Here is a 24,619-nt window from a genome sequence, read left to right as displayed (position 1 = left end):
ATAAAGGGTCAGGCCCCTTCCAGCACTTGGGTAGTGGCCCAGGTCAGGTACTTGCCCGCATTCGCAATGGCCTCTTCCGTACTGGGCGCAACGTCCAGCAACTGCGCCGCGGCCACCACGCCGTGAGCGGCCAGGTCCTCGGGCGTGACGAGGATCCGCCCGGCCACGACAATCACCGGAATGCCGAGCTCCCGGGCGGCGTCCGCGAGCGCGATCGGCGCCTTTCCCGTGAGTGACTGCGAGTCCATGGACCCTTCGCCGGTGATGACCAGATCGGCTTCCTTGAGTTGCCCGGCCAGCCCGGTCAGCCCGGCCACGAGCGCGAAGCCGCCTTCCAGCGTGGCCTGGGTAAATGCCAGGAACGACGCCGGGAAGCCGCCGGCCGCTCCGGCGCCCGGGACGTTGACGTCCCGGCCGGTCGCCTCCCGCAGGACGGACGCCCAGTTGCGCAGGCCGGCGTCGAGCTTCTCCACGGCGTCCTCGTCGGCGCCCTTCTGCGGGCCGAAGACATGGGCGGCGCCCGTGTTGCCGAACAGTGGATTCCTGACGTCGACGGCGATCCGGAAGTTTACGGCGGCCAGCCGGGGATCCAGTCCGGAGGAGTCCACTGCCACGACGTCCGCCAGCGCTCCCCCGCCGAGCGGCACCACGTTCCCGGCGGCGTCCAGGGGTTTGAGGCCCAGTGCACGCAGGGCGCCGCTGCCGCCGTCGGTCATGGCCGAACCTCCGACGCCCAGGACGATCTCCGTGGCGCCGGCGTCCAGGGCCGCGGCAATAAGCTGGCCGCAGCCGTAGCTGTGGGCGCGCAGGGCGTTTTCGGGCGTCGGCTCCATGTGGGCCAGGCCGGACGCCTGGGCAGTCTCGATGACCGCCGCGGCCCGGCCGGCAGCGTCTTTCCGGAACGCCCAAGCGGCGCCGATCGGCGCCAGGATGGGGCCAACGACGGCGTTGAGCCGCTCCTCATAGCCGGCGGCAACCGCGGCTTCCAAGGTCCCTTCGCCGCCGTCGGCGACCGGGAACTGCGTGGCCACGGCGTCGGGATAGACGCGGAGGGCGCCTTCGGCGATGGCGGCGGCGGCTTCAACAGCGGTAAGGGAACCCTTGAACTTGTCCGGGGCGATGAGGATGCGCATGGCTCCATCCTGCCAGCATCCCCGGGAGCACGCTTGCCGATTCCGTTATGTGGGCATGCGGCAGCGGCCGCGGGTGGGACGGCCCGGCCTGACCCGAACCGCCGAGGGGTGGCATGATGGGCGCATGAGCCGCGTCACATGTGATCTGACCATCTCCCTCGACGGATTCGTCGCCGGCCCGAACCAGACCCCGGAGGACCCCTTGGGCGAGGGAGGAGAGCTCCTGCACAGATGGATGTTCGAAGAACCCGAGTCCAACGCAGCCGAGATCGACGGCATCCTCGAGGCCGGCGCCTACATCATGGGTCGGAACATGTTTGCAGGGCCCGGGGCGTGGGATGAGGACTGGCGGGGATGGTGGGGTGAGGAACCGCCCTATCACGCACCCGTATTCGTTCTCACCCATCATCCCCGCAGCCCCCTGGAGATGCAGGGCGGAACCACGTTCAACTTCGTGGCCGACGGGATCGAATCGGCGCTGGCACAGGCGAGGAAGGCTGCCGGCGACAAGGACGTGGCCATCGCCGGAGGAGCGCAGACCGCCCGCCAATACCTCTCGGCGGGGCTGATCGACGAGCTGCGGCTCCACACGGCGCCCATGATCCTGGGTGCGGGCGAGCGGCTGCTGGACGGCGTGGGGAACCTGCAGCTTGAGCCGACGGAAGTGAGCGGTACCCGCCTCGTCACCCACGTGCGCTACCGGGTCATCCGCTGAAAAGCTGACAATCGTTGGACGTCACTGGTCGGCCATCACTGGACGGGCTCAGCCGCGCCGTTCCTCCTGTCCGGCGTACGTGTTCAGCAGCGCTTCGGCACCGGCGCCGGAGAGGCCCTCGGCCGCGAGGGCGGACCGCATGCCGTCCAGCTTCTCCGCGCCCGCGGGGAAGGGCGGAAGAAGCGGGATGTCAGGATCCGTCAGGACCTCGATTACTACCGGCCGGTCGGCGTCGAACGCGCGCTCCCAGGCGCCGGCCAACTGCTCCGGGGCATCCACCCGGATGCCCGTCAGGCCCAGCAGTTCTGCATAGCCCGCGTACGGAAAGTCCGGGATCTCCTGGCTGTCAGCAAACCGCGGCTCGGATTCCGTTTCCCGCTGTTCCCAGGTGACCTCTGCAAGCTCGCGGTTGTTGAAGACGCACACCACAAAGCGCGGATCGGCCCACTGTCTCCAGCGGTGCGCCACGGTCACGAGCTCAGCCACGCCCGCCATCTGCATGGCACCATCGCCGGCGAGCGCCACCACCGGCTGGTCCGGCCGGGCCAGCTTCGCCGCAATCCCATAGGGAAGGGCGCACCCCATGCTGGCGAGCGTCCCGGACAGGTGCGCCGGCACGCCCGGCGGGAGGATCAGCTGGCGGGCGTACCAGTAGACGCAACTGCCGACGTCGACACTCACCTGGGCATTCCCGGGGAGCCTCCCGTTGAGCTCGCGGACCACGAGTTCCGGGTTCACCGGCGTGGCCGGCACCCGGGAACGCTCCTCCGACAGCGCACGCCAGCTGCGGACCTGCTCCTCCACGTCCGCCCGCCACTGCTTGCGGGCATCCTCCCGCCCTGCGCCGGCACGCCCGTCGTCACCCACAGTCCCTCCGCCCAGCCGTCCCATGAGCTCCCGCAGGGTTTCCGCCGCGTCCCCCACGAGGCCCACCTCCACGGGGTAGCGGTTCCCGACTTTCCGCCCGTCGATGTCGATCTGCACCGCCCGGGCGGTGCCAGGCTTCGGGTAAAACTCGGTCCAGGGATCGTTGGAACCGACGATCAGCAGGGTGTCACAGTTACCCAGGAGGTGGGCGCTGGCCGTGGAGCCGAGGTGCCCCATGGTGCCCACTGCAAAGGGGAGCGTTTCATCAACGAAGGGCTTGCCGAGGAGGCTGCTGGTGATTCCCGCGCCCAGCTTTTCCGCGATGGCCACCACTTCGTCCTGTGCATGCTTCGCCCCCTGGCCCACCAGGAGGGCCACCCTGCCGCCGGCGTTCAGCACGTCGGCAGCCCGTGCCAGGTCCTCACCGTGGGGAAGCACCCGCGCCGGCTGCCATTCCGGCGCCGTCACGATGATGCCGTGCTCCTGCTCCAGCTCGGGGGCCGGCGCTTTCTGGATGTCATGCGGGACGATGACCACGCACGGGGTCCGCGTCTCCAGCGCCGTCCGGACGGCGCGGTCCAGCACCATGGGGAGCTGCTCCGGCGCGCTGACCATCTGGGCAAACTGCGCGGCCACATCCTTAAAGAGGGTCAGGAGATCTATTTCCTGCATATACGCCGACCCCAGCACGCTGCGGCTCTGCTGGCCAATGATGGCCACCACCGGGACGCCGTCCAGCTTCGCGTCGTAGAGACCGTTCAGGAGATGCACTGCACCGGGGCCCTGGGTGGATGTCACCACCCCCACGCCGCCGGTGTACTTGGCATGCCCCACGGCCATGAACGCCGCCGTCTCCTCATGCCGGGCCTGGATGAACTGCACGCTGTCCCCGGCCCGGCGAAGGGCCCCCATGAATCCGTTGATGCCGTCTCCGCTGTAGCCGAAGACCCTGTTCACTCCCCACACTTTGAGGCGTTCCACCATTACATCGGCTACCAGCCGGTCTGCCATTGAACTCTCCCCTGCTTGCGGTCGGTGGGTGCCGGGCGGGTCGCCGCCCCGACTGCAGTCTGCGGGCGCCGGGGCGCTATTCCTCGTGGCCCTGGTCGCCGCTCATCTGGTCCTCGGCAGGCGGCGTCTCGCCCGGGGGCACACCGCCGCCGGGCTCGAGGCCGCTGATGTTGCCGTTCAGCGGGTCGGGGTTGGGTGAGCTGGCGGAGTCTTCCCGTTCGTTTTCGCGGGGTTGTTCGCGGTCGGCGGCTCCGGGCCGGTCAGGGTTGGCGGGGTCGTTTTCGGGGTGGTAGCTGCTCATGTCTCTGCGATCCTCCGTGGTTTGGGTCGTCGGTGAATGACAACGGACTTCGACGTTCTGAGCCTGGCCCTCCGGATACCCGGTGACACTGGACTAATTGTAAGCATGCTGATAATGCTGGAACAGTCAGATGCCGCGAACTCCGGCCCGAGCCGGGAGACGACTGAAGGAGCAAGCTGATGGGAATCGGCGACAGCATTGGAAAAGCAGCGGAGAACGCCATGGAGGATCTGGCGGGAACGTCCAAGCCAACGGACGATGCGCACGTGCCGGAACCGGGCGCCAGGGACGATGACATCCAGGTCCATTCCTCCATCAGCGAAGGCTCCAATGCGATGGACGACGACGGCGACGCGTCACCGGGTGCCGGATCCGGCCGGACGACTTACACGCCCCAGGGGCCCGGTACGGAGGCGAGCGGAGGAACCGGCACCGCCGGAACCACCGGAACCACTGCCGGCGAAAGCGGCGCTGGAACCGGCGCTGAGGATTCAGGGGGCATCGGCGCGGCGGAGGGCTCTGACGTGCCCCGGGACGTCGCCGGTTCCGCCGGGCTGCCTGACCCCGATCCGGACGAGCTCCGTGCCGACCCCTCCGAAGGCGACCAGGATCCGTCCACCGGGCTGGGCCGCAGTTAGCCGTATTGACCACAGGTGGTTGGGGCCGGATAAGCCGGTCAGGACCAGGCGCCCCGGCTCTCCAGGACGTCCCGAAGCAGGTCGGCCCGGTCGGAAACGATGCCGTCCACGCCAAGGTCCAGGAGCCGGTGCATCTCGGCCGGCTCGTTGATGGTCCACACGTGCACGTAGAGCCCCAGTGAGTGCGCCCGGCGGACGAAGCCGGGCGTCACCACGGGAATGGCGCGGTACCGGACCGGCACCTGCAGGGCGTCCACATCGCGCAGCACGCGGCCCAGTACCGCCTGCACCAATAAGCGCAGCCCGGGGACGGCCAGCAGCGGCGACAACGCCACGAAGGCGGCGTTCGCCGCAGTCCCGGCGGACGACGCGGTGCGGCGGGACAGCAGACGCAGGACCGCCCGCCGTCGTCGGTCCGAAAAACTCGCGATGAGGACGCGGTCGTGGACTGCGTGCCGTTCGACGGCTTCCGCGAGGCTCCGGACGGAATGCCAGTCCTTGACGTCCAGATTGAAGCGGGTCTCGGGGAACGCCGCCACGAGTTCGTCGAAGGTGGGCACCGTTTCCCGCCCCCCGATGCGGGCCCTGGCCACCTCATCAGCGGTCAGCTCGGCGATCCGTCCCACGCGGTCCGTGATCCGGTCAAGGGCGGCGTCGTGGAAGAGGAGGACCACGCCGTTGGCGGTGGTGTGCACGTCCGTTTCGAGATAGCGGTAGCCGTGTGCGACGGCGGCTCTGAACGCTGCCATGGAGTTCTCCAGGCCATCGAGCGAAAAGCCGCGGTGGGCCATCGCCACGGGCTTGCCGGCACCCCCGCCCGGAGCCGAGAAGAAGGGCAGCGTCAAGGGCGTTCCTTACGGCAGGCTGACGCCGAGCTCGGCGAGCTTTTCCTCGAGGACCTGGGCCACGCCGTCGTCGTCAAAATGCGGCGCCTGCTGGCCGGCGGCGCGGATGGCTTCCGGATGGCCGCTGGCCATCGCGTACCCGTGCCCGGCCCAGCGGAGCATTTCGATGTCGTTGGGCATGTCGCCGAAAGCCACCACGTCCGCGGCGGCGATTCCCCGCGAGGCGGCATACTCGGCCAAGGTGACGGCCTTGTTGATGCCGGGCACAGACAGCTCCAGCATGGCGACGGTAGGCGCCGAATGCGTCACGTTGGCGAGATCCCCGACGGCTGGAGCTACCGCGGCAAGGAAGTCATCCGCGGTGCCTTCGCGGACAATGGCAAGGAATTTGACGACGGCGTCATCCGCCGCGAGCGTCTCGGCGAGCGGGGCAGGGCTGTATTCGGACAGCAGTTCGCTCGTGTCGTTCTCGATGAAGCCCGGCTCAAGGTGGAAGCCGGTGAGGGTTTCGGCGGCAAAAAGGGCGGTGGGACGCAATTTCTTGATAATCCGCCGGACCTCGAACAGGTCCGGGAGGGCCATGGTCCGGGCGGAAACCAGCTGGCCGGCCTCGAGATCCCACACGACGGCGCCGTTCGAACAGATGACGGTGCCCGTATGGCCCAGCTGCTCCTCGAGGGGGTGCAGCCACCGCGGCGGGCGGCCGGTCACAAAGACAAGTTCGACACCTGCCTCCCGGCAGGCGTGGAACGCGCGGACGGTGCGGTCACTGATTTTCCCGTCGTGCCCAAGGATCGTTCCGTCTATGTCACTCGCTACCAACCGCATGGTGCAAGTCTACGTGGGCGGGAAATGTCGGATGCCGCGAGGGAGGCTCTGCCAGTACCTGTATCAGCAGAGACTCCCTCAGCTGCAAAAACTCCTGTTGTATGGATGATGCGCCCTCCTCCCGCGACAGATTGCCTGGAGGCCACCCATGAAGCAGGGCGCCCTACCGAACCATCCTTAATCAGGAGATCCATGCATACCGCCAATGCTTACGCCGCCCCGTCCGCGGCCGGGGACCTCGTCCCCACCACCATCGAACGCCGTGACGTCGGCCCGCACGACGTCCTCATCGAAATCCGCTACGCCGGCATCTGCCACTCGGACATCCACACGGTCCGGGGCGACTGGGGACCGCAGCAGTATCCGCTGGCGCCCGGCCACGAAATCGCCGGCGTCGTCACGGACATCGGCTCCGAGGTCACCCGGCACAGGATCGGCGACCGTGTGGGAGTGGGCTGCATGGTCAACTCCTGCCGCGACTGCGGGAACTGCCGCAAGGGCGAGGAACAGTACTGCCTCAACGGAATGACCGGCACTTACGGTGCGGTGGACCGCGACGGCACCATCACCCAGGGCGGCTACTCCAGCCACGTGGTGGTCACCGAGGACTTCGTCGTGCGGATCCCGGACGGCCTCGAGCTCGACGTCGCCGCTCCCCTGCTCTGCGCCGGCATCACCACCTACTCCCCGCTGCGGCACTGGGGCGCCGGCCCCGGCAAGAAGGTCGCCGTCGTCGGACTCGGCGGACTCGGACACATGGCCGTCAAGCTCGCCTCCGCCATGGGCGCCGACGTCACTGTCCTCTCCCAGTCGCTGAAGAAGCAGGAGGACGGCCTGCGCCTCGGAGCCGGCAGTTACTACGCCACCAGCGACCCCGCAACGTTTGAGACGCTCGCCGGAACCTTCGACCTGATCATCAACACGGTCAGCGCACCGATCGACATCAGCTCCTACCTGCAGCTGCTGACCCTCGACGGAGCATTGGTGAATGTCGGTGCACCGGCCGAACCGCTTCCGGTGAACGTGTTCTCGCTGATCCTGGGCCGCCGGTCCTTCGCGGGTTCGGCGATCGGCGGCATCCGCGAGACCCAGGAAATGCTCGATTTCTGCGCCGAGCACCAGCTCGGCGCGGAGATCGAAGTCATTCCGGCGGAGAAGATCAACGACGCCTACGAACGCGTCCTCGCCTCCGACGTCCGCTACCGCTTCGTCATCGACGCCTCGACGCTGGGGTAGCAGGGGTCGGGCGAGCGCGCCGGAGTCGGGAGCGCCGGGTTCGGGGCACAGGCTTCGGCGGCGCGGGTTCGGTCCGGCGGCGCGGGTTCGGTCCGGCGCCGCCGGGTCCGGTCCGGCGCCGCAGCTCCGGTTCCAAGGAAGCCCGACGTCGCCCGGCGAGTTCCATTTTCATTCGGACCTTTTCAGGCACATAGTTATCCCATGAGTGATACGCAACGACGCGTGCAACCTAGATTGCTGGCTTTCCTCGTGGCGCTGGGCCTTCTGGTTCCGCTGCTCGGAGGGCTCTACTTTTGGTCCCAGGGAAGCGCCAACAGCCCCGAGACGGCCCCGGGTCCGCCTCCCGTGACGTCGGCGACGCCCACGCCAACCACTACCAAGGCACCGGCACCGAAGCCAAAAGCCAAGCCGAAACCTCCGGCCCCCCCTGTTGACCGCCTCAAAGGACGGCCCGTCAACATCCTGCTGATGGGCAGCGATACGCGCGAGGATAATGCGAAGGCGACCGCGGGCCGGGTGGCCACGGATCAGCGGGCCGATGCCCTCTTCCTGATCCACATCTCGGCCAACCGCAAGAACGTGTATGGCATCTCCGTCATGCGCGACCTTTGGGCAGAGATCCCGGGCTACGGCTACTCCAAGATCAACGATGGCCTGGCCTTCGGCGGGGTGCCCGTCATGCGGCAGACTGCCGGGGCGCTGTTCGGGCAGCGCATCGACCACGCGATCCTGATCGACTTCGGCAAGTTCAAGGGACTGGTCGACGCTCTCGGCGGAGTCAAGGTCAACGTCACGACGCCCTTCACCTCGACGCACGACGGGCGGCACACTTTCAGGCAGGGCGTGCAGACCCTCAACGGAGCCCAGGCCCTGGAGTTCGTCCGGGAGCGCTACGCCTTCAGCGACGGCGACTACCAGCGCGTGCGCAACCAGCAGACCTTCCTGAAGGCGCTGATCGCCGAACTCATGAGCCCCAAGACCCTGACCAACCCGGTGACGCTCCGCAAGACGGTCGGCTACCTCTCGTCGCTCGTTCCCGTCAGCACCGGCCTTGACCAGTCGGCCATGGCGGGACTCGCCTACAGCCTGCGGAATGTCCGGCTGCAGGATGCGGTGTTTTTCTCCCTCCCCACCGCCGGCGTCGGCACGTCTCCCGACGGGCGGTCCATTGTGCTCCAGGACAGCGTGGCGCTCGCGCAGCTTCGGAATTACCTTGCCCGTGACCGTGTAGGCCAGTACATCAGGGATCGGGCAATGAAGGACGTCCGCTGAGGCGGGCGGGGCCCGGCATCGGCACCTCCTTTTCTTCTCCGGCCGGAGCTTATCGCCGCCCGCGGAAGTAAACTGATGGTGGAAAAGGAGCGGCGGCGATGGACGGCAAGGTTCGTCATTCGGAGCTGGTTTCCCCGGGGCTGACTTGCTCCGTGCGGATCATCAGCCGTTGCCCCGTGGCCACCGCCGGAAGCGGGTGGCCGGCGTGACCGCGGCACGGGCGTTGCGCCTCCTGACCGCGGTCCTTGTCTTCCTGGCTTTGATCGTGGGGGCGGCTCCGGGAGCACCTCCTGCGCAGGCTGTGTCGTTGCGCGGCCACGACATCTCCTGGCCCCAATGCCCGACGGCGGTGGGCGGCTTCGGCCTGCCCCTTCCGCCCGCTTCGTCCCAGTTCGTCATCATCGGCCTGACGAAAGGGCTCCCCTTCACCGAGAACCCGTGCCTGGCCAGCCAACTCAAGTGGGCGAGAGACAACCGCAAGCCCGCCCAGGCGTACACCATGGCGGCCTTCCCCACCGCCGCGCAGCTAGCCACCTACCGGACGCAGGGACCGTGGTCTTCCGCCACCCGTGCAGGGCAGCTGTCCAACGTGGGCTACGCCGAGGCACGCTTCGCCGTCGCCAGCCTGGTCAAGACGGGCTTCGCACCACGTGTGGTCTGGATCGACGTCGAACCCCGGCCCGCCCAGCCCTGGCCAACAGCCTCAGCGGTGCAGCAGCGTGAAAACCGGTACGTCATCGAGGGCCTGATGCGGGGTCTGCGCGATGCCCGCTACTCCTACGGCCTTTACTCGTTTACCTCCGGTTGGGCAGACATTACCGGTTCGTGGCGCCTGCCCGGTGTGCCGGTCTGGGCCACGGCCGGGATGCTGGACTACCCGAACGAGGCGCTGGACCGCTGCCGCCAGCCCAGTTTCTCCGGCGGGCGCGTCTATATTTCACAGTGGTACGACAACACCCGGGACTACGACCTCACCTGCGATCCCTACGCGTTCACGCCACTGGCCATTCCGGCGTCGACCCTCTCGGGCGCAACCGCCGACTTCAACGGGGACTGGAACAACGATGTCCTGGCCCGGTATCCGGCACGGGGTGAGCTGTGGATGTATCGCGGCACCGGGCAGGGCGGCAGGCTGCCCGGTGTCCTGATCGGAACCGGCTGGAACGGCTTCGCCCTTGAAACACCCGGGGATTTCAACGGCGACGGTCCGCTGGATGTTCTGGCCAGGGAGACTTCCACCGGCGTCCTGTGGCTGTACCGGGGCAACGGCACCGGTGGCTTCCTGCCGCGCCTGCGTCTCGGCTCCGGCTGGAACATCATGAACTCCATCGTTGGCCCGGGCGACTTCAACGGCGACCAGCGCGTGGACGTCCTGGCCCGGGAAACCGCCACCGGCCACCTGTGGCTGTACCCGGGGAACGGCACCGGCGGATTCCTGCCGCGCGTCCGCGCGGGAACCGGCTGGAACATCTTCAATGCCCTTGTGGGGCCCGGCGACTTCAACGGCGACGGCGCAGCAGACGTTCTTGCGAGGGAAACCGCCACCGGAACGCTGTGGCTTTACCGCGGGAACGGGACCGGCGGCTGGCTCCCCCGCCTGAGGGTGGGCGGCGGCTGGAACGTCATGACCGCCGTCGTGAGCCCTGGCGACTTCAACGGCGACCGCAGGCCCGATCTCCTGGCGCGCGACAGTTCCGGCGTGCTGTGGCTGTACCCGGGCAACGGTGCCGGCGCCCACCTCCCGCGGGTCCAGGTGGGTCCCGGCTGGAACGGGCTCTCGCCGCTTTTCTGATGTGGCCCTGAGGATCTAATACTGCCCGCGTGGGGACCGTGACCCCGCCCATCAGTTGTCATTACACTGGGACGCATGACCGAGCAGGAACCGGCCCCGTCCAGGGCCGCTGAAGCTCCCGACGGCGCCGCGAACCGTTCCGGGGACGCGGCCGCCACGTCCGCCCAGGTCGAGGACGGCGAGGCCCCGCGCCTGGCGGATCCCGACGCCGTCGACACGTCCTTGCGCAGTCCGGCAGAGCGGTCCCGCACCTTTGCCGGGATCCTCGTAAACACCGCCCTCGCCAACATCACGACCAGCTACCTGTGGTTCGCCCTGACGTTCTGGGTCTACCTGGAGACACGCAACGTGATCGCCACCGGGGTGATCGGCGGCGCGTACATGCTGCTGATCGCCCTTTCCAGCATTAGCTTCGGCACCTTCGTGGACCGTTACCGCAAGCTGGCCGTGATGCGTTTCGCCGCCGCATTCACACTGGTGATGTTCGTGCTCTCCGGGATCATGTTCCTGCTCACACCAACCCCCCGGCTCCTGGACCTGACGCAGCCGTGGTTCTGGCTCTTCACCCTGATCATCCTGGTCGGCGCGGTGGTGGAGAACATGCGCAACGTTGCCCTTTCCACCACAGTCACCATCCTCATCGAACCGGACCGGCGGGCCAACGCCAACGGGATGGTGGGCATGGTGCAGGGCCTGGCATTTATTGTCACCTCGGTGCTCTCCGGCCTGTCGGTCGGGCTGCTCGGCATGGGCTGGACGGTCGTCGTCGCCGTGGTGCTCACGGCGCTGGCCTTCCTACACCTGCTCACGCTGCGAATGCCCGAGGAAGTACGGGTCGCCGCTACTGACGCGCACGGAGCGTTCGACCTGCGCGGTTCCATTGCCGCCGTGCTGGCCATCGGCGGACTGTTCGCGCTCATCCTGTTCTCCACGTTCAATAACTTCATCGGCGGCGTCTACATGGCGCTGATGGACCCCTATGGACTGGAGATGTTCCCCGTGGAGCTGTGGGGCGCCGTCTTCGCGCTCGGCTCCACCGGCTTCATCGTGGGCGGTGCACTCATCGGCAAGTTCGGACTAGGGGCCAACCCGCTGCGCAGCATGCTTCTCGCAGTGATCGTGATGGGCTTTCTCGGTGCCGTGTTTACGGTGCGGGAATGGGCATGGCTATACATCGCCGGCATCTGGCTGTACCTGGTCCTGATCCCCGTCGTGGAGGCCGCCGAGCAGACCGTCATCCAGCAGGTGGTGCCGCTGCATCGGCAGGGCCGGGTGTTCGGATTCGCCATGGCCTTCGAGTCTGCAGCAGCACCGATCACCGCGTTCCTCATCGCGCCGATCGCCCAGTTCTGGATCATCCCGTACGCGCGGTCCGCCGAGGGCGCCGCCCAGTTGGCCCCGCTGCTGGGCGAGGGCATCTCCCGCGGGATCGCCCTGGTGTTCCTGATCGCCGGGATCATCATGATCGTGGCCGCGCTGCTGGCCTTCCTGACCCCCGTTTACCGCCGGGTTTCGGCCTCGTACGCCCAGGCAGCTGCCGACGGGCAGGAAACCGCGAACGCGGACTCCTCGTCCTCCGGTTGAGTCAGAACCCGCTGGAATCACGCGCCCGGGAAGAAGCCGGCCAAAATGCCGAAAGCTGGCTCCAGGCGTGCTGAGACCATGGAGCCAGCCTTTTCCGGCAAGTGTCCCCAGAGATGAGGCGATTCAAGCCTCCCCCCAACAAGGTTTGAAGAACACTGCCGAGACTCAGGCTATTCGCATGCGGAGAAGCAGGCAACGGGTGCGGGTCCCTAAACCGAAAGAGACACGGAGTCACGGCGGTTCATGCTGCGTCCGCATCCGTCACGTCGCCTGTCCAGCCGGCACCTGCCGCGCCTAGGCTCGAAACTATGAATCATCACTTCACGGACGAACGGGACAGCTACGGCCGGCTCTTGGTGGACAGGGAGGTGTGGCGGCAGGCCAGTACGCTTGCGGCCGCCGGGGAACTGACCGCACGCTGGCTGGAAGGCAAGAGCGAGTACCAGGCGGGAACCCTTGCCCCACGCTTTGACGACGAAACCCTGCCCATCGCCGGCCAACTCGCCGACATCAATCGCAACGGGCTCTTCACGAAGGAATCCCAGCCGGGACTCGCGGCGGACACCGGCACTGCACAGCGGGAATACGTGACGGGATTCTGCTCCGCAGAATCGGCGCGGCGGCTCCTGCAGCTTTCGTCGCGGACGGAGTTCGTTGCCATCGCCCATGCCCCGGGGGAAATGAGCAGTGCGTCCGTTCCCGTGACGCTCGACGGCGACGAGGTGGTCACCGTGCTGGGGACCAGTGAGACGCCCATCGAGTCGGACCAGATCCGGGACTGGGCGGAGGAAAGCAACGAGACCCTTGCCCTGCTCCTTGCTGACTCCTGGTACGTCGAAGTCCTCGATCCGGTGTGGGGACGGAGCCAGCACCTGCTCCCTGCCATCCTCGAGGCGTTGCAGTCGGTCCCGGCCGGTTTTTGACGTAGTGCGGCTTTTGGTGACCCTTTGAGACGTTCGATTAACTCCGAAGAACTCCGGTGAACCCCCGCTACAGCGGGCGTTGTTTTGGGCTGGCGGGTCTACGTAACGTCAGTCCAAACGCTCCCTCCCATCACCGAAGGAACACCATGTCGAACTCCCAGGACAATCCAGGATCCACCCGCATCACGGCAGGAGGAACCAACAGCCCGAAGCGCCCACGGCGGCTCCAGATCGGGATCGCCGTCGGCGTGCTCGCCCTCCTCGGCGCCGGCGCCGCCGTGGCGAACACGGCAGCCAGCAACACCGCCACGGCAACGGACACTGCCGCTGCCACCACCAGTCCGGCCGCAGAACTGAGGCTGGGCTATTTCGGCAACATCACGCATGCTCCTGCCCTGGTGGGCGTCAATGAAGGCTTCATTGCGAAGAGCCTGGGCAGCACCAAGCTGTCCACGCAGGTCTTCAACGCCGGCCCCGCCGCGGTGGAGGCATTGAATGCCGGGGCCATCGACGCGACGTACATCGGGCCGAACCCGGCCATCAACTCGTTCGTCAAGAGCAAGGGTGAGTCGATCAGCATCATCGCGGGCGCTGCCTCGGGCGGTGCGCAGCTTGTGGTGAAGCCGGAAATCAAGTCTGCAGCCGACCTGAAGGGCAAGACCCTGGCTTCCCCGCAGCTGGGCGGCACGCAGGACGTGGCGCTGCGCGCCTGGCTCGCCAAGCAGGGCTTCAAGACCACTCCCGACGGCGGCGGGGACGTCGCCATCAACCCGACCGAAAACGCCCAGACGCTGAAGCTGTTCCAGAACGGAAAGCTCGACGGCGCCTGGCTGCCCGAGCCGTGGGCATCCCGCCTGGTGCTCCAGGCCGGGGCCAAGGTCCTGGTCGATGAGAAGGACCTGTGGGACGGTTCCCAGACCGGCAAGCCGGGCGAGTTCCCCACCACCGTCCTGATCGTGAACAAGAAGTTCGCCGCAGAGCACCCGCAGACGGTGGAAGCCCTGCTCAAGGGCCACGTCCAGGCCGTGCAGTGGCTCAACGACACCCCGGCCGCGGAAAAGGCCACGAAGCTGAACGCCGCCCTGAAGGAAACGACGGGCAAAGCGCTGCAGCAGGACGTCATCGACCGGTCGCTGCAGAACATCGTGTTCACAGTGGACCCGCTGGCCGGAGCCTTCAAGAAGCTCCAGCAGGACGGCGTGGACGCCGGAACCACCAAGCAGGCCGACCTCAACGGCATCTTCGACCTCACCACGCTGAACGGTGTTACGGGACAGAAGACCTCCGCCGCCGGGCTCGGCAAGGAGTGACGGAACCGAAGCATAAAAGGAGATCCGGCGGGAACGTTCCCGCCGGATCTCCTTTTTAGTCCTGTGCCTACAGCGCGCCCTGAAGTTCGTCGAGGGGGTAGAAGGTGACTGGGTCCTTGAGGAGGTAGTGGAACACCACGCCCCCGGGCGCCTCCTCCGAGCCGATGAACTCCGCGAGCGTCCACGGTCCGTCGGCCACGGCGCAGGCCCAGGCGTGGGCCTCTTCCCAATGGACGCCTGCCAACGAACGCCCGGCGCCAGGACGGAGTGCGACGGTGACGCCCACCGAAGCCGTTCCGTCGGCGGGCTGCCACTCGGTAAAACCCACGATGTCTACGGTGACCCCGGGCGAAGCCAGGGAGGGCCGGCTGGCCATGGCTGTCGCAGCGCCTTCCAGGCCTCCGGTTCCGATGTCCTGCCAAACCAAGGCGGATACCTGGTCCCTGAACACCCTCAGTTCTCTGCTGCACTGCATGCGGATGCGCTGGGCCAAAGCCGTGATCATCAGGGTCCCCATTCTGTCGATGCCTGTGCACCAAACCAACCACCCGAACGGTCTGTCCACAATGCTTTTGGACACGCGCGGACTCGGGACGCAATATGGCTTAATGCACCGCAGTACGGCGTAAAGTCTGGGCCTCTGATTCACCTCAAGAGGGTCAGATGTCAGCTGCTACAGGCTTTGGTCCTCGCGACGGGCCTCGAGCATCGATTCCCGGAGCCGGGACTGTGCAAGAGCCAGTCCGGCGTACGCCGCTCCCCGGGCCACCGATAGTCCGATCACCTGCGACACAACGCTGATCTCCGGGATGCTGGGAAGGCTTTGCGCCAGTCGCCTCCGCGCCTCGGGAAGGACTTCGTCCACCAGCGGACTCAAGCGACCCACAAAGTACACGGACTCCGGGTCCAGCGTAACTGCAACGGCGCCGACAGCGCTGACGATCGCCGTCGTAAACGCTTCCACCACTTCCGCTCGTGACGCCGCTTCCTGCGGCTGGGACCAGAGCGCTTCGATGGCCTCCAGGTCCAGTCCCCGGCTTCTGGCGAATTGGAGGAGGCCTTTTATGCTCAGCAGCCCATCGAGGGTCTCGTTGCCAACGCCGGAGAAGAGAACACCACCAAGGTCACCGAACGCGGGGGTCCTCCCCTGGGCGATTTCATGATCAGTGCAACTGGCGAAGCTCAGCACCGTACTAAGCGTGAACAAAACAGCATTCCCTATGCTCGCATCATCTTTCAGGATCCCCCGCAGGGACGCACTGGCGTCACTCTCAAGAACCACGGGCGCCTTCAACCGATCTTCAAGAGAATTCTGAAGAACAGAATGTGTGGGCGTCTTCCTTGATTCCGATGTTCCGGACCACTTAGCGACATTCCGGACACGGCCGGGCAACGCGGCGACGATTTGACGCAATGGCCCTTCTGCGGAACCACTGGTCTCCACAATCAGGCCCACGAGCCACTCGGCAGTCGTTGCAACATCGCCGCCCTCGAGGCTGGGAACAATGACGTGCCTAACTTCCCGACCCCTCAGGTCCGTTACCAGGACACAAGTGGTTTGCGCCCCGAGGGCGATACCTACAATGTGCCCCGCCGTACCGGGTACATCCAGATACGTGGAACGCCGACCGCGGCGCCGAACCGCATTGACCCCCTGCTCGACGACGAAACCGTCAAAACGAAGCTCATCCACCTTCCGGGACACCGTCGCCTGGCTCAAACGCGTCAATTCGATCAGCCTGTTACGCGTCAAAGGCGCCTCCGAAAGGACCGCATCAAGGACCGAGGCCTTGTTGTAGTCACGTACCGTGGGGTTGCTACTCATAGCACAACCTTAATGAGCTGGATGCCGAAACCGGGACATGACGGAATGTCCCGGTTTCGTTGATATGGGGGTTAAGGGATTCTGGCGGCTTGATAGCTGGTTTCGATTCTCGCAATCTCAATGAGTGGGAGCATGTGGCCCCTACGGGTACTAGCGGATTTTGGCTTCAGTGATGGCTGATTCGGCCAGGCCCCAGTACTCCAGGGACTCCTTGTATTCCGGGGTTTCCAGAACGGACTGGATGGCCTTCTGCAGGGCCGGCGTCAACGGTGAGCCCTTCTTCACACCCATGGCGACGTTGGTGTTGGTGCGGGTATCCATCCTCGGTTCCAGGATGGTGAAGTGGTTGGGCTGCTGCTCGTTGGCCCAGGCCAGGCCGCTGGCGTCGTAGAAGACGCCGTCGATCCGCTTGGAGTCCAGCTGCGTCAGGGCCTCCTGGACGTTGGGCAGCGTCACGCCGTTGATGGCCGGCTTGCCCTTTTCCTCACAGGTCCACTTCGAGACGTTCGGCAGGTGCTTCAGCTGCTGGGTGGAGCCCTTGGTCACGCCAATGTTCTTGCCACAGAGCGTGTCATTGGTCAGATTGTTCGGGTTGCCGTGCGGTACCGCAACGGCCGAGCCGCCCTTGAGGTAGTTGATCATGTCCAGGACCTTCAGCCGCTCGGGCGTGGCAGACATGGTGGTGGCGGTGAAGTCATAGCGGCCGCCGTCGATCCCGGGAATGATCGTGTCAAACGCCGTATTCTCGAACTTCAGCTTCAGCCCCAGCTTCTTGGCCACCAGGCGGGCGAGGTCCGGGTTCACGCCAATCGGGGTGGTGTTGTCCTCGGCCAGGAACGTCATCGGCGGGGAGCTCAAATCCATCGCCACGGTCAGTTCACCCTTGGCCTTGTAGGACTCCGGCAGCAGCGCCACCGCGGCCGGATCCGGCTGGACACCCTCGGAGATGTCACGGGTGTTCTGCGTCTTGGGGATGTCCGCGCCCTGGGTGCCGGTGGCCGGGCCGCCACAGGCGGTAAGGGCCAGCAGGACAGCAAGCCCGGCGGCCGCCGTCTGGACTTTATTGATGGTCTTCATAGTGGTTCCCTTCGAATGGATTCAGCTGGATTGGATCCGCTGAATGAGTGAGGCGGTTTAGTACGACTCCCCGGGCCGAACGGGCATTCTGCGCTTTGGGGAGTGCCTTCACGGTGGAAGGCACTCCCTAAGCGGTTGGTGTCAGCTTGTAGGCCGACCGGGTTGATGTTGGGTCTTAGCGCAGTGTCTTGAAGGCCCGGCCCATTCCTTCGAGCAGGCGATCGGCATCGGTGGTGGAGAACGGCATTGGCGGGCGGAGTTTGAGGACGTTGCCCTGGGCGCCGCAGGCCGAGATGAGAATCCGGTCCTCCCGGAGGGCGTTCACTATGCCGGCGGCGGCCTCCCCATTGGGTGAGAGTGTGGATCGGTCAGTGACGAGGTCGACGCCGATGAAGAAGCCGCTTCCGCGGACTTCTGCGACCTGGTCCAGGTTCTGGCTGAGGTCCTTGAGCCCGGTGATGATCTTCTCGCCGACCTTGCGGGCGTTTTCTATGAGTGATTCCTCGCGGATCACGTCCAGGACGGCCTGGGCAGCGGCGATGGCTACGGAGTTCCCGCCGAAGGTGTTGAAGTAGCGGATGTTCTTGCCGAACTCCACGAGCAGTTCGGGCTTGAAGATCGCTGCCGCGACGGGGATGCCGTTGCCCATGGGTTTGCCGATGGTGACGATGTCCGGGACGATTCCGTGGCGCTGGAAGCCCCACCATTGCTCGCCGGTGCGGCCGAAGCCGGGCTGGACTTCATCGGCGATGTACAGGCCGCCGGCGGCGTGAACTTCTTCGATGATCGGGCGCAGGAAGCCTGTGGGGCCGGCGAAGACACCGTCGGAGGAGAAGATGCTGTCGGCGATGAAGGCCGCCACTCCGATGCCGTGGCGGTGCAGGTCGGCGATGGCGGCACGGACCTGGTTCCGCAGGTGATCTTGCAGGGACTCTTGGTCTGATGAGTATCGCAGGGCGTCGGGGGCGTCGATGACGCGCACGTTCGGCCCCAGGGGCACACCGATGCCCAGGGACGGGGAGAAGGACGCTACTTCGGTTGTCAGGCCGTGGTAGGCGCCGGAGGTGACGATGATGCCTTGGTTTCCGGTGGCGTATTTTGCCACGCGCATGGCGAGGTCGTTGGCTTCGGACCCGGTGCAGGTGAACATGACGTGGCCAAGCTCGGCGGGGAACGTGGCCAGGAGCTGCTCGGAGTAGTCCAGGATGGATTCCTGGACGTAGCGGGTGTTGGTGTTCAGGGTCTGCATCTGCTCGTGGACGGCCGCGATGACCTTCGGGTGGGCGTGGCCGACGGAGGGGACGTTGTTGTAAACGTCGAGGTAGTCATTTCCGTCGCGGTCAAACAGCGTGACGCCCTTGCCGCGAACGATTTCCAGGGGGTTGTCGTAGAAGAGCCGGTAGCCGGGTCCGAGGCTCTGGTCCCGGCGTCGGATGTTCTTCTGCATCTGATCCGGGAGCTCGCTAAGGCGGTTGGGATCAAAGCCATTGATCATGGCCCGGGAGGGCTTGCGGATGGTTTGGGGAGTGGTGCTCATGATGTCTCCTTGATGGCTGGTGCGTCTGGTTCAGGGGTGGAAGGCAGGTGTGGTGCCGGCGCGGCGGCGGTGGCGGCGAGCCGGTCCCAGTCCGGCTTGGAGTGGGAGAGCAGGTAATCGCGCCTTTGCGGCAATTGGTTTGCCCGCCACCCCGTGATCAGGGCGCGCAGGAGCAGCCGGGCCTGGGCTGAGATGATCAGGGCCTCCAACTCCTGGACCGGCAGCGGGCGGATACTCAAATAGCCGTCCATGACGTGCAGTGCGTGTTCCCAGGGGCTGGACGGGTCTGTTCCCAGAAGGTTGGCCATGGTGACGCTGAGGTCGAAGATCACCGGTGTCCGCACGGCGTCGCCGAAATCGATAATCCCGGTCACGTAGTCCGGGCTGTCCGGGTCGACCAGGACATTGAACGGACTGAAATCCCCGTGGACTACCTGGGAGGTCAGGGTGTCCAGCAGCGGAACTACCTTCTCGTCGAACCGGTCGAAAATGTCTTCGGCCAGGGCACGTTTGTGCTGCTCATCGACGTAGTCAAGAAGCGGCCGCATCCGGTGGAAGTGCTTCAGGTCCCACAGGAGCAAACGGTCGGCACGGGGATGGTCGAAGTCCTGCAAAGCAGCGCCCAGACGGGCAAGGCTTGAGCCCACCAACTGAAGCTGGCCAGCGGACGCCCCGTGATGGGCCAGCAACTCGCCAGGCATGAAGCGCATCACCCGAAGCACCCGGTCAAAGGGTCCGGGCGGTGACGGGATGAGGACTTGCGGATCTCCGCCAAGGCTCCTGACAAGACGCTGGACCGGAAGTTCTGGGGCGGTGAGTTCCAGATGCTCCATGCACGCCGTCTGCAGGTGGACTATCAGGGGATCCTCACCCGGCGGGGACACCTTTACCAGGTAGGTTTCTCCTCCGTCCCGGAGGCGGAAAGTCTCGTCTTTCTCGGTGGGAATGCGTCTCAGGTCGCCGTTCAGGCCGTAGGACTGTTCAAGGAGCTCCAGGACAGCTGAGTCGGCGAGCTGAGACTGTTCCACAAGGAGTCCGCTCTCTGATGCGACGGCGTCGATGAAAGCGGAGTTACTCTTGACGCCCGCCATGGTGGTCGGCGCCAGGCCGGTATGAAGCGTGGTGGGGTCAAAAGAAGGACTCATCTCACCCTTTCAGTGGTTGGAGGAAAAATCAGGAGGCCGGCTGTTGTGAGCTGAACCGCTCGGGCCGGACGAAGTCCAGGCCGTCGGAGGATCGTTTGCCGAGGGCTTCGTGCGCGGCGATCTCGCCGAATCCGGTGGCGTTTTTGAAGCCGCCGCCGGAGAAGCCTGTGGCGCAGTAGATCCTGCTGTTCTCCGTGAGCCGGCCAAGGAGGGGGTTGCCGTCCTTGGTGAAGAGGTCGGGGAAGGTGTCGGAGCGGACGATGTTGGGGATGAGGCCGGGGAGGAACTCGGTGACGGTTTCGGTGGTCTCCGCGATTTCGGCGGGGGTCAGTTCCCTGGGCACGGCGTTCGGGTCCGGTGTTGGTCCGCCGCGCCCGTCCAGGGTTGCCTTGACGGTCACCCCATCAACGGCGGGCGCGCCGTACATGGAGCGGTCCTCGTATATCCGGCTGAAGACGGGGAACCTCTCGGGCGAGAACTCTGATGCGTCTTTCGCGACGAACCAGGTCAGGAAGAGCCGCTTCGTCTGCGTTGCCGCCTTCAGGTAGTCGGGCATGAGCCGTTGGGACCAGCCGCCGGAGGAGACGATGACGTTCTCGAACGTCCAGGACTTCTCCCCGGAGGTGATGAGGACGCCGTCGGCGGTTTCGGTGATGCTGTCGATGGGGGTGTTCGTGTGGATTGTTGCCCCGTTGGCCTGGGCTGCTGCGACCGCCGCGGTGACGGCGCGGTCGGTGCGCAGGGCACCGGCGTTGGGGTCATAGACGGCGATGTCGTCTTGCCGGAGGTTGTGCTGCGGGTAGCGTTCGGCCATGGCCTCGCGGCTGAGGATTTCGTGCTCGGCGCCGTTGGTCCGGGTGGTTTCCAGCAGGGCCGAGAGGTAGGCGCCGTCTTTGGTGCCAATCGAGAGCCCGCCGCAGCGGATGAGGATGTTCTGGCCGGTTTCGGCTTCGAGCTCGGCCCAAAGGCTGCGGGAACGCTCCAGGATCGGGTAGAGGTCCGGGTTGCCGCGGTAGATCATGCGGAACAGGCGGGTGTCCCCGCCCACGGCACTGCGGCCGTGGGCGGGAGACGCGGCTTCGAACCCGGTGACAGAGTCGGACAGGCGCGATGCCTGCCACAACGCCATGCTGCCGATGCTGCCCAATCCGATAACGGCGAGTCGGCCATCGGTCATTTAGATCACCTTCACCTTTTCTTATTCAAAGACGCTTCGCCTTAACAACCGGCTTTAGAGACCGAGGTGCTTGTTGATCTCGTCCAGGGACTTAACCGCGTTGTAGTCGTAGCCCCCTGTGATGGGGTCATAGCCACGGTCCAGCACCCAGAGGTTGCGGAAGCCCATGTCGTGCATCGGATGCATGTCGTAGCGGGTGTGAGAGGCGATGTGCAGGAAGTCCTCCGGCTTGGCGTTCAGGGTATCGAGCATGTACTCGAAGGCCTGGTAGCGCGGCTTGTAGGCCTGGGCCTGCTCAGCGGTCAGCACGGCGTGGAAGTTAGCGCCGAGCTTGGGAATGCTGATCTCCAGGAAGCTGTCGTCGGCGTTGGACAGAGCCACCAGCTTGTAGTTGTCGCCCATGAGCTTCAGCGGAGCCGGCACGTCATCGTGGGCGCCGAAGCTGCGTACAGCGTCAGCGAACTCTGCGCCGGCACCAGGGGTCGGGCCGATGCCAAAGAACTTGCATACGCGGTCGAAGGAATTCTGAAGGATCTCCTCGTAGGGCTTGTAGTCGCCAAGGACCTCGTCGAACCGGTACCCGCGGAACACCTTCTTGAATGCAGGCCACTGCTCTTCAGGCAAACGGCCCGCGAGCAGCCGGCGGGTAGTGGAATCAGTATCCCAGTTGATCAGTGTGCCGTAGATATCGAAGGAAATGTACTCCGGCCGGGAGTTTGTGGTTGCCATTTTTCGTCCGTTCGTAGTGGTGTTAGGAGAGGGCCCGGTCGTTGTCCGCCATGTGCATCCGTTCGACCGAGCTGCCAAGTTTTTGATTCGCTATGAATCTAAATCCTTAGGTGTTCAATTGTCAACAACTTTTTGAGATTCGTTCTCAGGAAGATTGGAACGCCGCCGACCGGCTGAATGTCCTGGACATGATCCACGCCTAAAGAGCGACCTGCGGGGAAAAGGGCAAGCCGGCGATCAACGGCGTGACACTGCCCAACGCCCAGAAGCCACGGACGCAACTGGACTCCAAAACGGGTCGACGCGTCGTCTAAGACGTCGGGAGCAACGAGCGGTGCTGTATCGGGGGCCTGTAGCTGTCAGCGCCCTATTTTGTCTGACCCCTCTGGAACACTAAGCCTATGGACGGCATTGAGGAATCCCAGCTGACGCTGGCAGCGGCGCCGCGAGGCGACGCCGTCCCGGCGCCGTCGCTCCGGATGCCGCCGCCCCCAATGCCGTGATGTCCTGTGTTGCTGTCGAGGACCTGATCGCCGCGGCCAGATCGCTTCAGCTGTCTCCTGACAGCGCCGGGCTGATCGACCAACTGCGCGGACTTGAGGAACTGAAATCGACCGTCGCAGGAGTGCAGGCCCGGATCGCCGTCGCCTTCGATGCCACCCAACGCCGCGCCCAGGCCGAGGCCGGGGTCCCGGCAGCGGAGCGGGGCCAGGACGTCGCCGCCCAGATCGCCCTCGCCCGCAGTGAATCCCCGGCCCGCGGCTCCCGGCTGCTGGGCCTCGCGAAGGCCCTGGTGACCGAAATGCCCCACACGCTCGCTGCCCTGGAGACGGGCCAGCTGAATGAATGGCGCGCCACACTGCTCGTCAAGGAAACAGTCTGTCTGGCCGCGGTTGACCGGTGCGCGGTCGATGAGGAGCTTGCCGCGGACACCGGAACCTTCGATGGCGCCGGGGACAGGGCGATCGTGGCGGCGGCCCGGGCCGCGGCGTACCGGCGGGATCCGCGCTCGGTGACCCAGCGGGCGAGCCACGCCGCCGCCGAGCGGTGCGTGAGCCTGCGCCCGGCCCCGGACACCATGACGTACCTGACTGCACTGCTGCCCGTGGCCCAGGGCGTGGCCGTGTACGCGGCACTCAGCCGCCAGGCCGACACGTTGCGTTCGGATGGGGATGAACGTTCCCGGGGCCAGATCATGGCCGACACCCTCGTCCAACGGACCACCGGCACTCCCGGCGGGATCAGCGGTGTCGAGATCCAGCTCGTCATGACCGACCGCACCCTCTTCCAGGCCGACAGCGAACCGGCCCGCCTCCCCGGCTACGGTACCGTCCCGGCCGGCTGGGCCCGCACCCTGATCCAGGCAGGAGAGGAGGCGGACGCTCCGGAGCTGAACATCTGGCTCCGCCGCCTCTACACCGCCCCCCGGGACCGGACACCTCATCGGCATGGACTCACGGGCGCGGCTCTTCCCGGCAGGGCTGCGACGATTCATCCAGGCCCGCGACGACACCTGCCGCACCCCGTACTGCGACGCCCCGATCCGCCACCACGACCACATCATCCCCTGGCACACTGGCGGGACCACCACCCTGGCCAACGGCGCCGGCCTCTGCGAAGCCTGCAACCACACGAAAGAAAAACCCGGATGGAAAGCCATCCCACGGCCCGGCCCCCGCCACACCTTCAAACTCCAGACGCCCACCGGCCACAGCTACCACTCCACAGCACCCCCACTCCCCGGAACGAACGCCGGAGCCAGCCCGGCAGAGCGGCTATTCAGCCACTCAGAATGGCTCCCCCGCGCCTCCTGAGACCGTCAAGTGACCCGTCCCCCGATGGCCAGCCACAGGAATACTGACGTGCCTGCATACAGTCCAGATCTGGCGGCATCCATAGGAAGACTCGGCCTAGACGTGCATCCTGGCCACGAAGCGGAACCTGTCGCCCCGGAAGACTGAGCGGGTCCACTCAACAGGCTTTCCATCGAGTGTGAAGCCCTGCCGGTGGACCAGCAGCATCGGGGCGCCCATTTCGACATCGAGCAACCGGACTTCATCGGGGCCTGCAAGTTTGGTCTCCACGGTGTCCTCCACTTCGCTGATGCGGATGCCGTAGTCCTCGCCCAGGGCCGCATACAGGGACCCGCGGACCTCCACGTTGTGCGCCAGTTCCGGCAGGTCGCCGGCCAGGAAGGCTGTCTCATGGGCGAGCGGCTCGCCGTTGACCAGCCTGATCCGTTCGACGCGGTGGACCTCCGCCCCTGCTGCCAGCCCAAGCCGCCGCGCGATCGCCGGGTCGGCGGGGACCGGACCGATGTCCAGGATCCTGGCGGATGCCGTCATGCCCTGGCTCGCGGCATCATCCGAGAACGACGTGAGCTGGCGGACGTGCGTGACCTTCGGCGGGGCCACGAACGTGCCCCTCCCCTGGGTCCGGTCCAGCCGCCCCTCGGACACCAGTTCCCCGATGGCCTGCCGGACCGTCGTGCGGGACGTGGCGTACTGCTCGGCGAGCGCCCGCTCGGTGGGGATGAGTGTACCGGGAGCCGCGTCCTCAATGAGGGCAAGGATCTGCTCCTTGAGTACGTAGTACTTCGGCAGCGCGGCGGGACGGGTCTCCATGACTGCGATATTAGCTATTGACAGGAAAATTGGTCTACGCCAAAATAGTG

General features: G+C 65.9%; 21 protein-coding genes and 1 pseudogene. 9 read left to right on the top strand and 13 right to left on the bottom strand.

Annotated elements, in window-relative coordinates; translation table 11 throughout:
- Positions 1-8 precede the first annotated feature (8 nt).
- Positions 9-1,133, bottom strand: a complete 1,125-nt coding sequence (locus tag ACIP90_RS04355; protein ID WP_400577271.1) for a glycerate kinase — start codon at positions 1,131-1,133, stop codon at positions 9-11.
- 124 nt (positions 1,134-1,257) lie between these two features.
- Here ACIP90_RS04355 and ACIP90_RS04350 point away from each other — a divergent pair, with 124 nt between their 5' ends.
- Positions 1,258-1,848, top strand: coding sequence for a dihydrofolate reductase family protein (locus tag ACIP90_RS04350; RefSeq protein WP_400577269.1), 591 nt, complete (start codon positions 1,258-1,260; stop codon positions 1,846-1,848).
- Between the two features lie 48 nt (positions 1,849-1,896).
- On the opposite strand, the gene ACIP90_RS04345 is transcribed toward ACIP90_RS04350, so the two are convergent.
- Positions 1,897-3,726: a thiamine pyrophosphate-requiring protein gene (locus ACIP90_RS04345; protein WP_400577267.1), complete on the bottom strand. Its 1,830-nt coding sequence runs from the start codon at positions 3,724-3,726 to the stop codon at positions 1,897-1,899.
- A gap of 76 nt (positions 3,727-3,802) precedes the next feature.
- Positions 3,803-4,027, bottom strand: a complete 225-nt coding sequence (locus ACIP90_RS04340; protein ID WP_400577265.1) for a DUF6480 family protein — start codon at positions 4,025-4,027, stop codon at positions 3,803-3,805.
- Between the two features lie 179 nt (positions 4,028-4,206).
- On the opposite strand from ACIP90_RS04340, the gene ACIP90_RS04335 reads away from it, so the two are divergent.
- Positions 4,207-4,665 (top strand): hypothetical protein, encoded by a 459-nt coding sequence (locus ACIP90_RS04335; RefSeq protein WP_400577263.1) that lies wholly within the window; start codon positions 4,207-4,209, stop codon positions 4,663-4,665.
- A 38-nt stretch (positions 4,666-4,703) separates the two neighbouring features.
- On the opposite strand, the gene ACIP90_RS04330 is transcribed toward ACIP90_RS04335, so the two are convergent.
- Both ACIP90_RS04330 and ACIP90_RS04325 read right to left on the bottom strand, forming a co-directional pair.
- Positions 4,704-5,510 carry a glycerophosphodiester phosphodiesterase family protein gene (locus tag ACIP90_RS04330; protein WP_400577261.1) on the bottom strand — a complete coding sequence of 269 codons (807 nt, stop codon included), beginning with the start codon at positions 5,508-5,510 and terminating at the stop codon, positions 4,704-4,706.
- 9 nt (positions 5,511-5,519) lie between these two features.
- A complete protein-coding gene (locus ACIP90_RS04325; RefSeq protein WP_400577259.1) occupies positions 5,520-6,338 on the bottom strand; it encodes an HAD family hydrolase in 819 nt (272 codons plus the stop codon).
- Positions 6,339-6,530: 192 nt separating this feature from the next.
- Here ACIP90_RS04325 and ACIP90_RS04320 point away from each other — a divergent pair, with 192 nt between their 5' ends.
- The 6 genes from ACIP90_RS04320 (at position 6,531) to ACIP90_RS04295 (ending at position 14,455) form a co-directional block, all read left to right on the top strand.
- Positions 6,531-7,574: an NAD(P)-dependent alcohol dehydrogenase gene (locus ACIP90_RS04320; RefSeq protein ID WP_400577257.1), complete on the top strand. Its 1,044-nt coding sequence runs from the start codon at positions 6,531-6,533 to the stop codon at positions 7,572-7,574.
- A gap of 201 nt (positions 7,575-7,775) precedes the next feature.
- Positions 7,776-8,846, top strand: a complete 1,071-nt coding sequence (locus ACIP90_RS04315) for an LCP family protein (RefSeq protein WP_400577255.1) — start codon at positions 7,776-7,778, stop codon at positions 8,844-8,846.
- A gap of 205 nt (positions 8,847-9,051) precedes the next feature.
- Complete coding sequence (locus tag ACIP90_RS04310) at positions 9,052-10,638, top strand: FG-GAP-like repeat-containing protein (protein WP_400577253.1); 1,587 nt, start codon at positions 9,052-9,054, stop codon at positions 10,636-10,638.
- 75 nt (positions 10,639-10,713) lie between these two features.
- Positions 10,714-12,222, top strand: a complete 1,509-nt coding sequence (locus tag ACIP90_RS04305) for an MFS transporter (protein ID WP_400577251.1) — start codon at positions 10,714-10,716, stop codon at positions 12,220-12,222.
- Positions 12,223-12,530: 308 nt separating this feature from the next.
- A complete protein-coding gene (locus ACIP90_RS04300; RefSeq protein ID WP_400577249.1) occupies positions 12,531-13,145 on the top strand; it encodes a DUF6919 domain-containing protein in 615 nt (204 codons plus the stop codon).
- Between the two features lie 146 nt (positions 13,146-13,291).
- Positions 13,292-14,455 carry an ABC transporter substrate-binding protein gene (locus tag ACIP90_RS04295; RefSeq protein WP_400577247.1) on the top strand — a complete coding sequence of 388 codons (1,164 nt, stop codon included), beginning with the start codon at positions 13,292-13,294 and terminating at the stop codon, positions 14,453-14,455.
- Between the two features lie 67 nt (positions 14,456-14,522).
- Here ACIP90_RS04295 and ACIP90_RS04290 read toward each other — a convergent pair whose 3' ends face one another.
- From ACIP90_RS04290 to ACIP90_RS04260, 7 genes are all read right to left on the bottom strand, one after another.
- Positions 14,523-14,960, bottom strand: a complete 438-nt coding sequence (locus tag ACIP90_RS04290) for a hypothetical protein (RefSeq protein WP_400577245.1) — start codon at positions 14,958-14,960, stop codon at positions 14,523-14,525.
- 168 nt (positions 14,961-15,128) lie between these two features.
- Entirely contained in the window at positions 15,129-16,280 is a 1,152-nt protein-coding gene (locus ACIP90_RS04285; protein ID WP_400577243.1) for an ROK family protein, read from the bottom strand.
- 150 nt (positions 16,281-16,430) lie between these two features.
- Positions 16,431-17,357, bottom strand: coding sequence for an ABC transporter substrate-binding protein (locus tag ACIP90_RS04280; RefSeq protein ID WP_400577241.1), 927 nt, complete (start codon positions 17,355-17,357; stop codon positions 16,431-16,433).
- Positions 17,358-17,532: 175 nt separating this feature from the next.
- The gene (locus ACIP90_RS04275; RefSeq protein WP_400577240.1) at positions 17,533-18,894 is read right to left on the bottom strand and encodes an aspartate aminotransferase family protein; all 1,362 of its coding nucleotides are present in this window, start codon (positions 18,892-18,894) and stop codon (positions 17,533-17,535) included.
- Positions 18,891-20,039, bottom strand: a complete 1,149-nt coding sequence (locus ACIP90_RS04270) for a phosphotransferase (RefSeq protein WP_400577238.1) — start codon at positions 20,037-20,039, stop codon at positions 18,891-18,893. The genes ACIP90_RS04275 and ACIP90_RS04270 overlap by 4 nt, the downstream gene beginning before the upstream one ends.
- Positions 20,040-20,067: 28 nt before the next feature.
- Entirely contained in the window at positions 20,068-21,216 is a 1,149-nt protein-coding gene (solA, locus tag ACIP90_RS04265) for an N-methyl-L-tryptophan oxidase (protein WP_400577236.1), read from the bottom strand.
- A gap of 54 nt (positions 21,217-21,270) precedes the next feature.
- Complete coding sequence (locus ACIP90_RS04260; protein ID WP_400577234.1) at positions 21,271-21,945, bottom strand: haloacid dehalogenase type II; 675 nt, start codon at positions 21,943-21,945, stop codon at positions 21,271-21,273.
- A gap of 502 nt (positions 21,946-22,447) precedes the next feature.
- Between ACIP90_RS04260 and ACIP90_RS04255 the strand changes: the two are divergent.
- Positions 22,448-23,759, top strand: a pseudogene (locus tag ACIP90_RS04255) (DUF222 domain-containing protein).
- 96 nt (positions 23,760-23,855) lie between these two features.
- On the opposite strand, the gene ACIP90_RS04250 reads toward ACIP90_RS04255, so the two are convergent.
- Positions 23,856-24,569: a GntR family transcriptional regulator gene (locus ACIP90_RS04250; protein ID WP_400577232.1), complete on the bottom strand. Its 714-nt coding sequence runs from the start codon at positions 24,567-24,569 to the stop codon at positions 23,856-23,858.
- Positions 24,570-24,619: the final 50 nt, after the last annotated feature.

The sequence above is a fragment of the Arthrobacter sp. NPDC093139 genome, from assembly GCF_044754165.1.
GTDB lineage: Bacteria > Actinomycetota > Actinomycetes > Actinomycetales > Micrococcaceae > Arthrobacter.
This window is presented reverse-complemented; position numbering and strand designations above follow the sequence as displayed.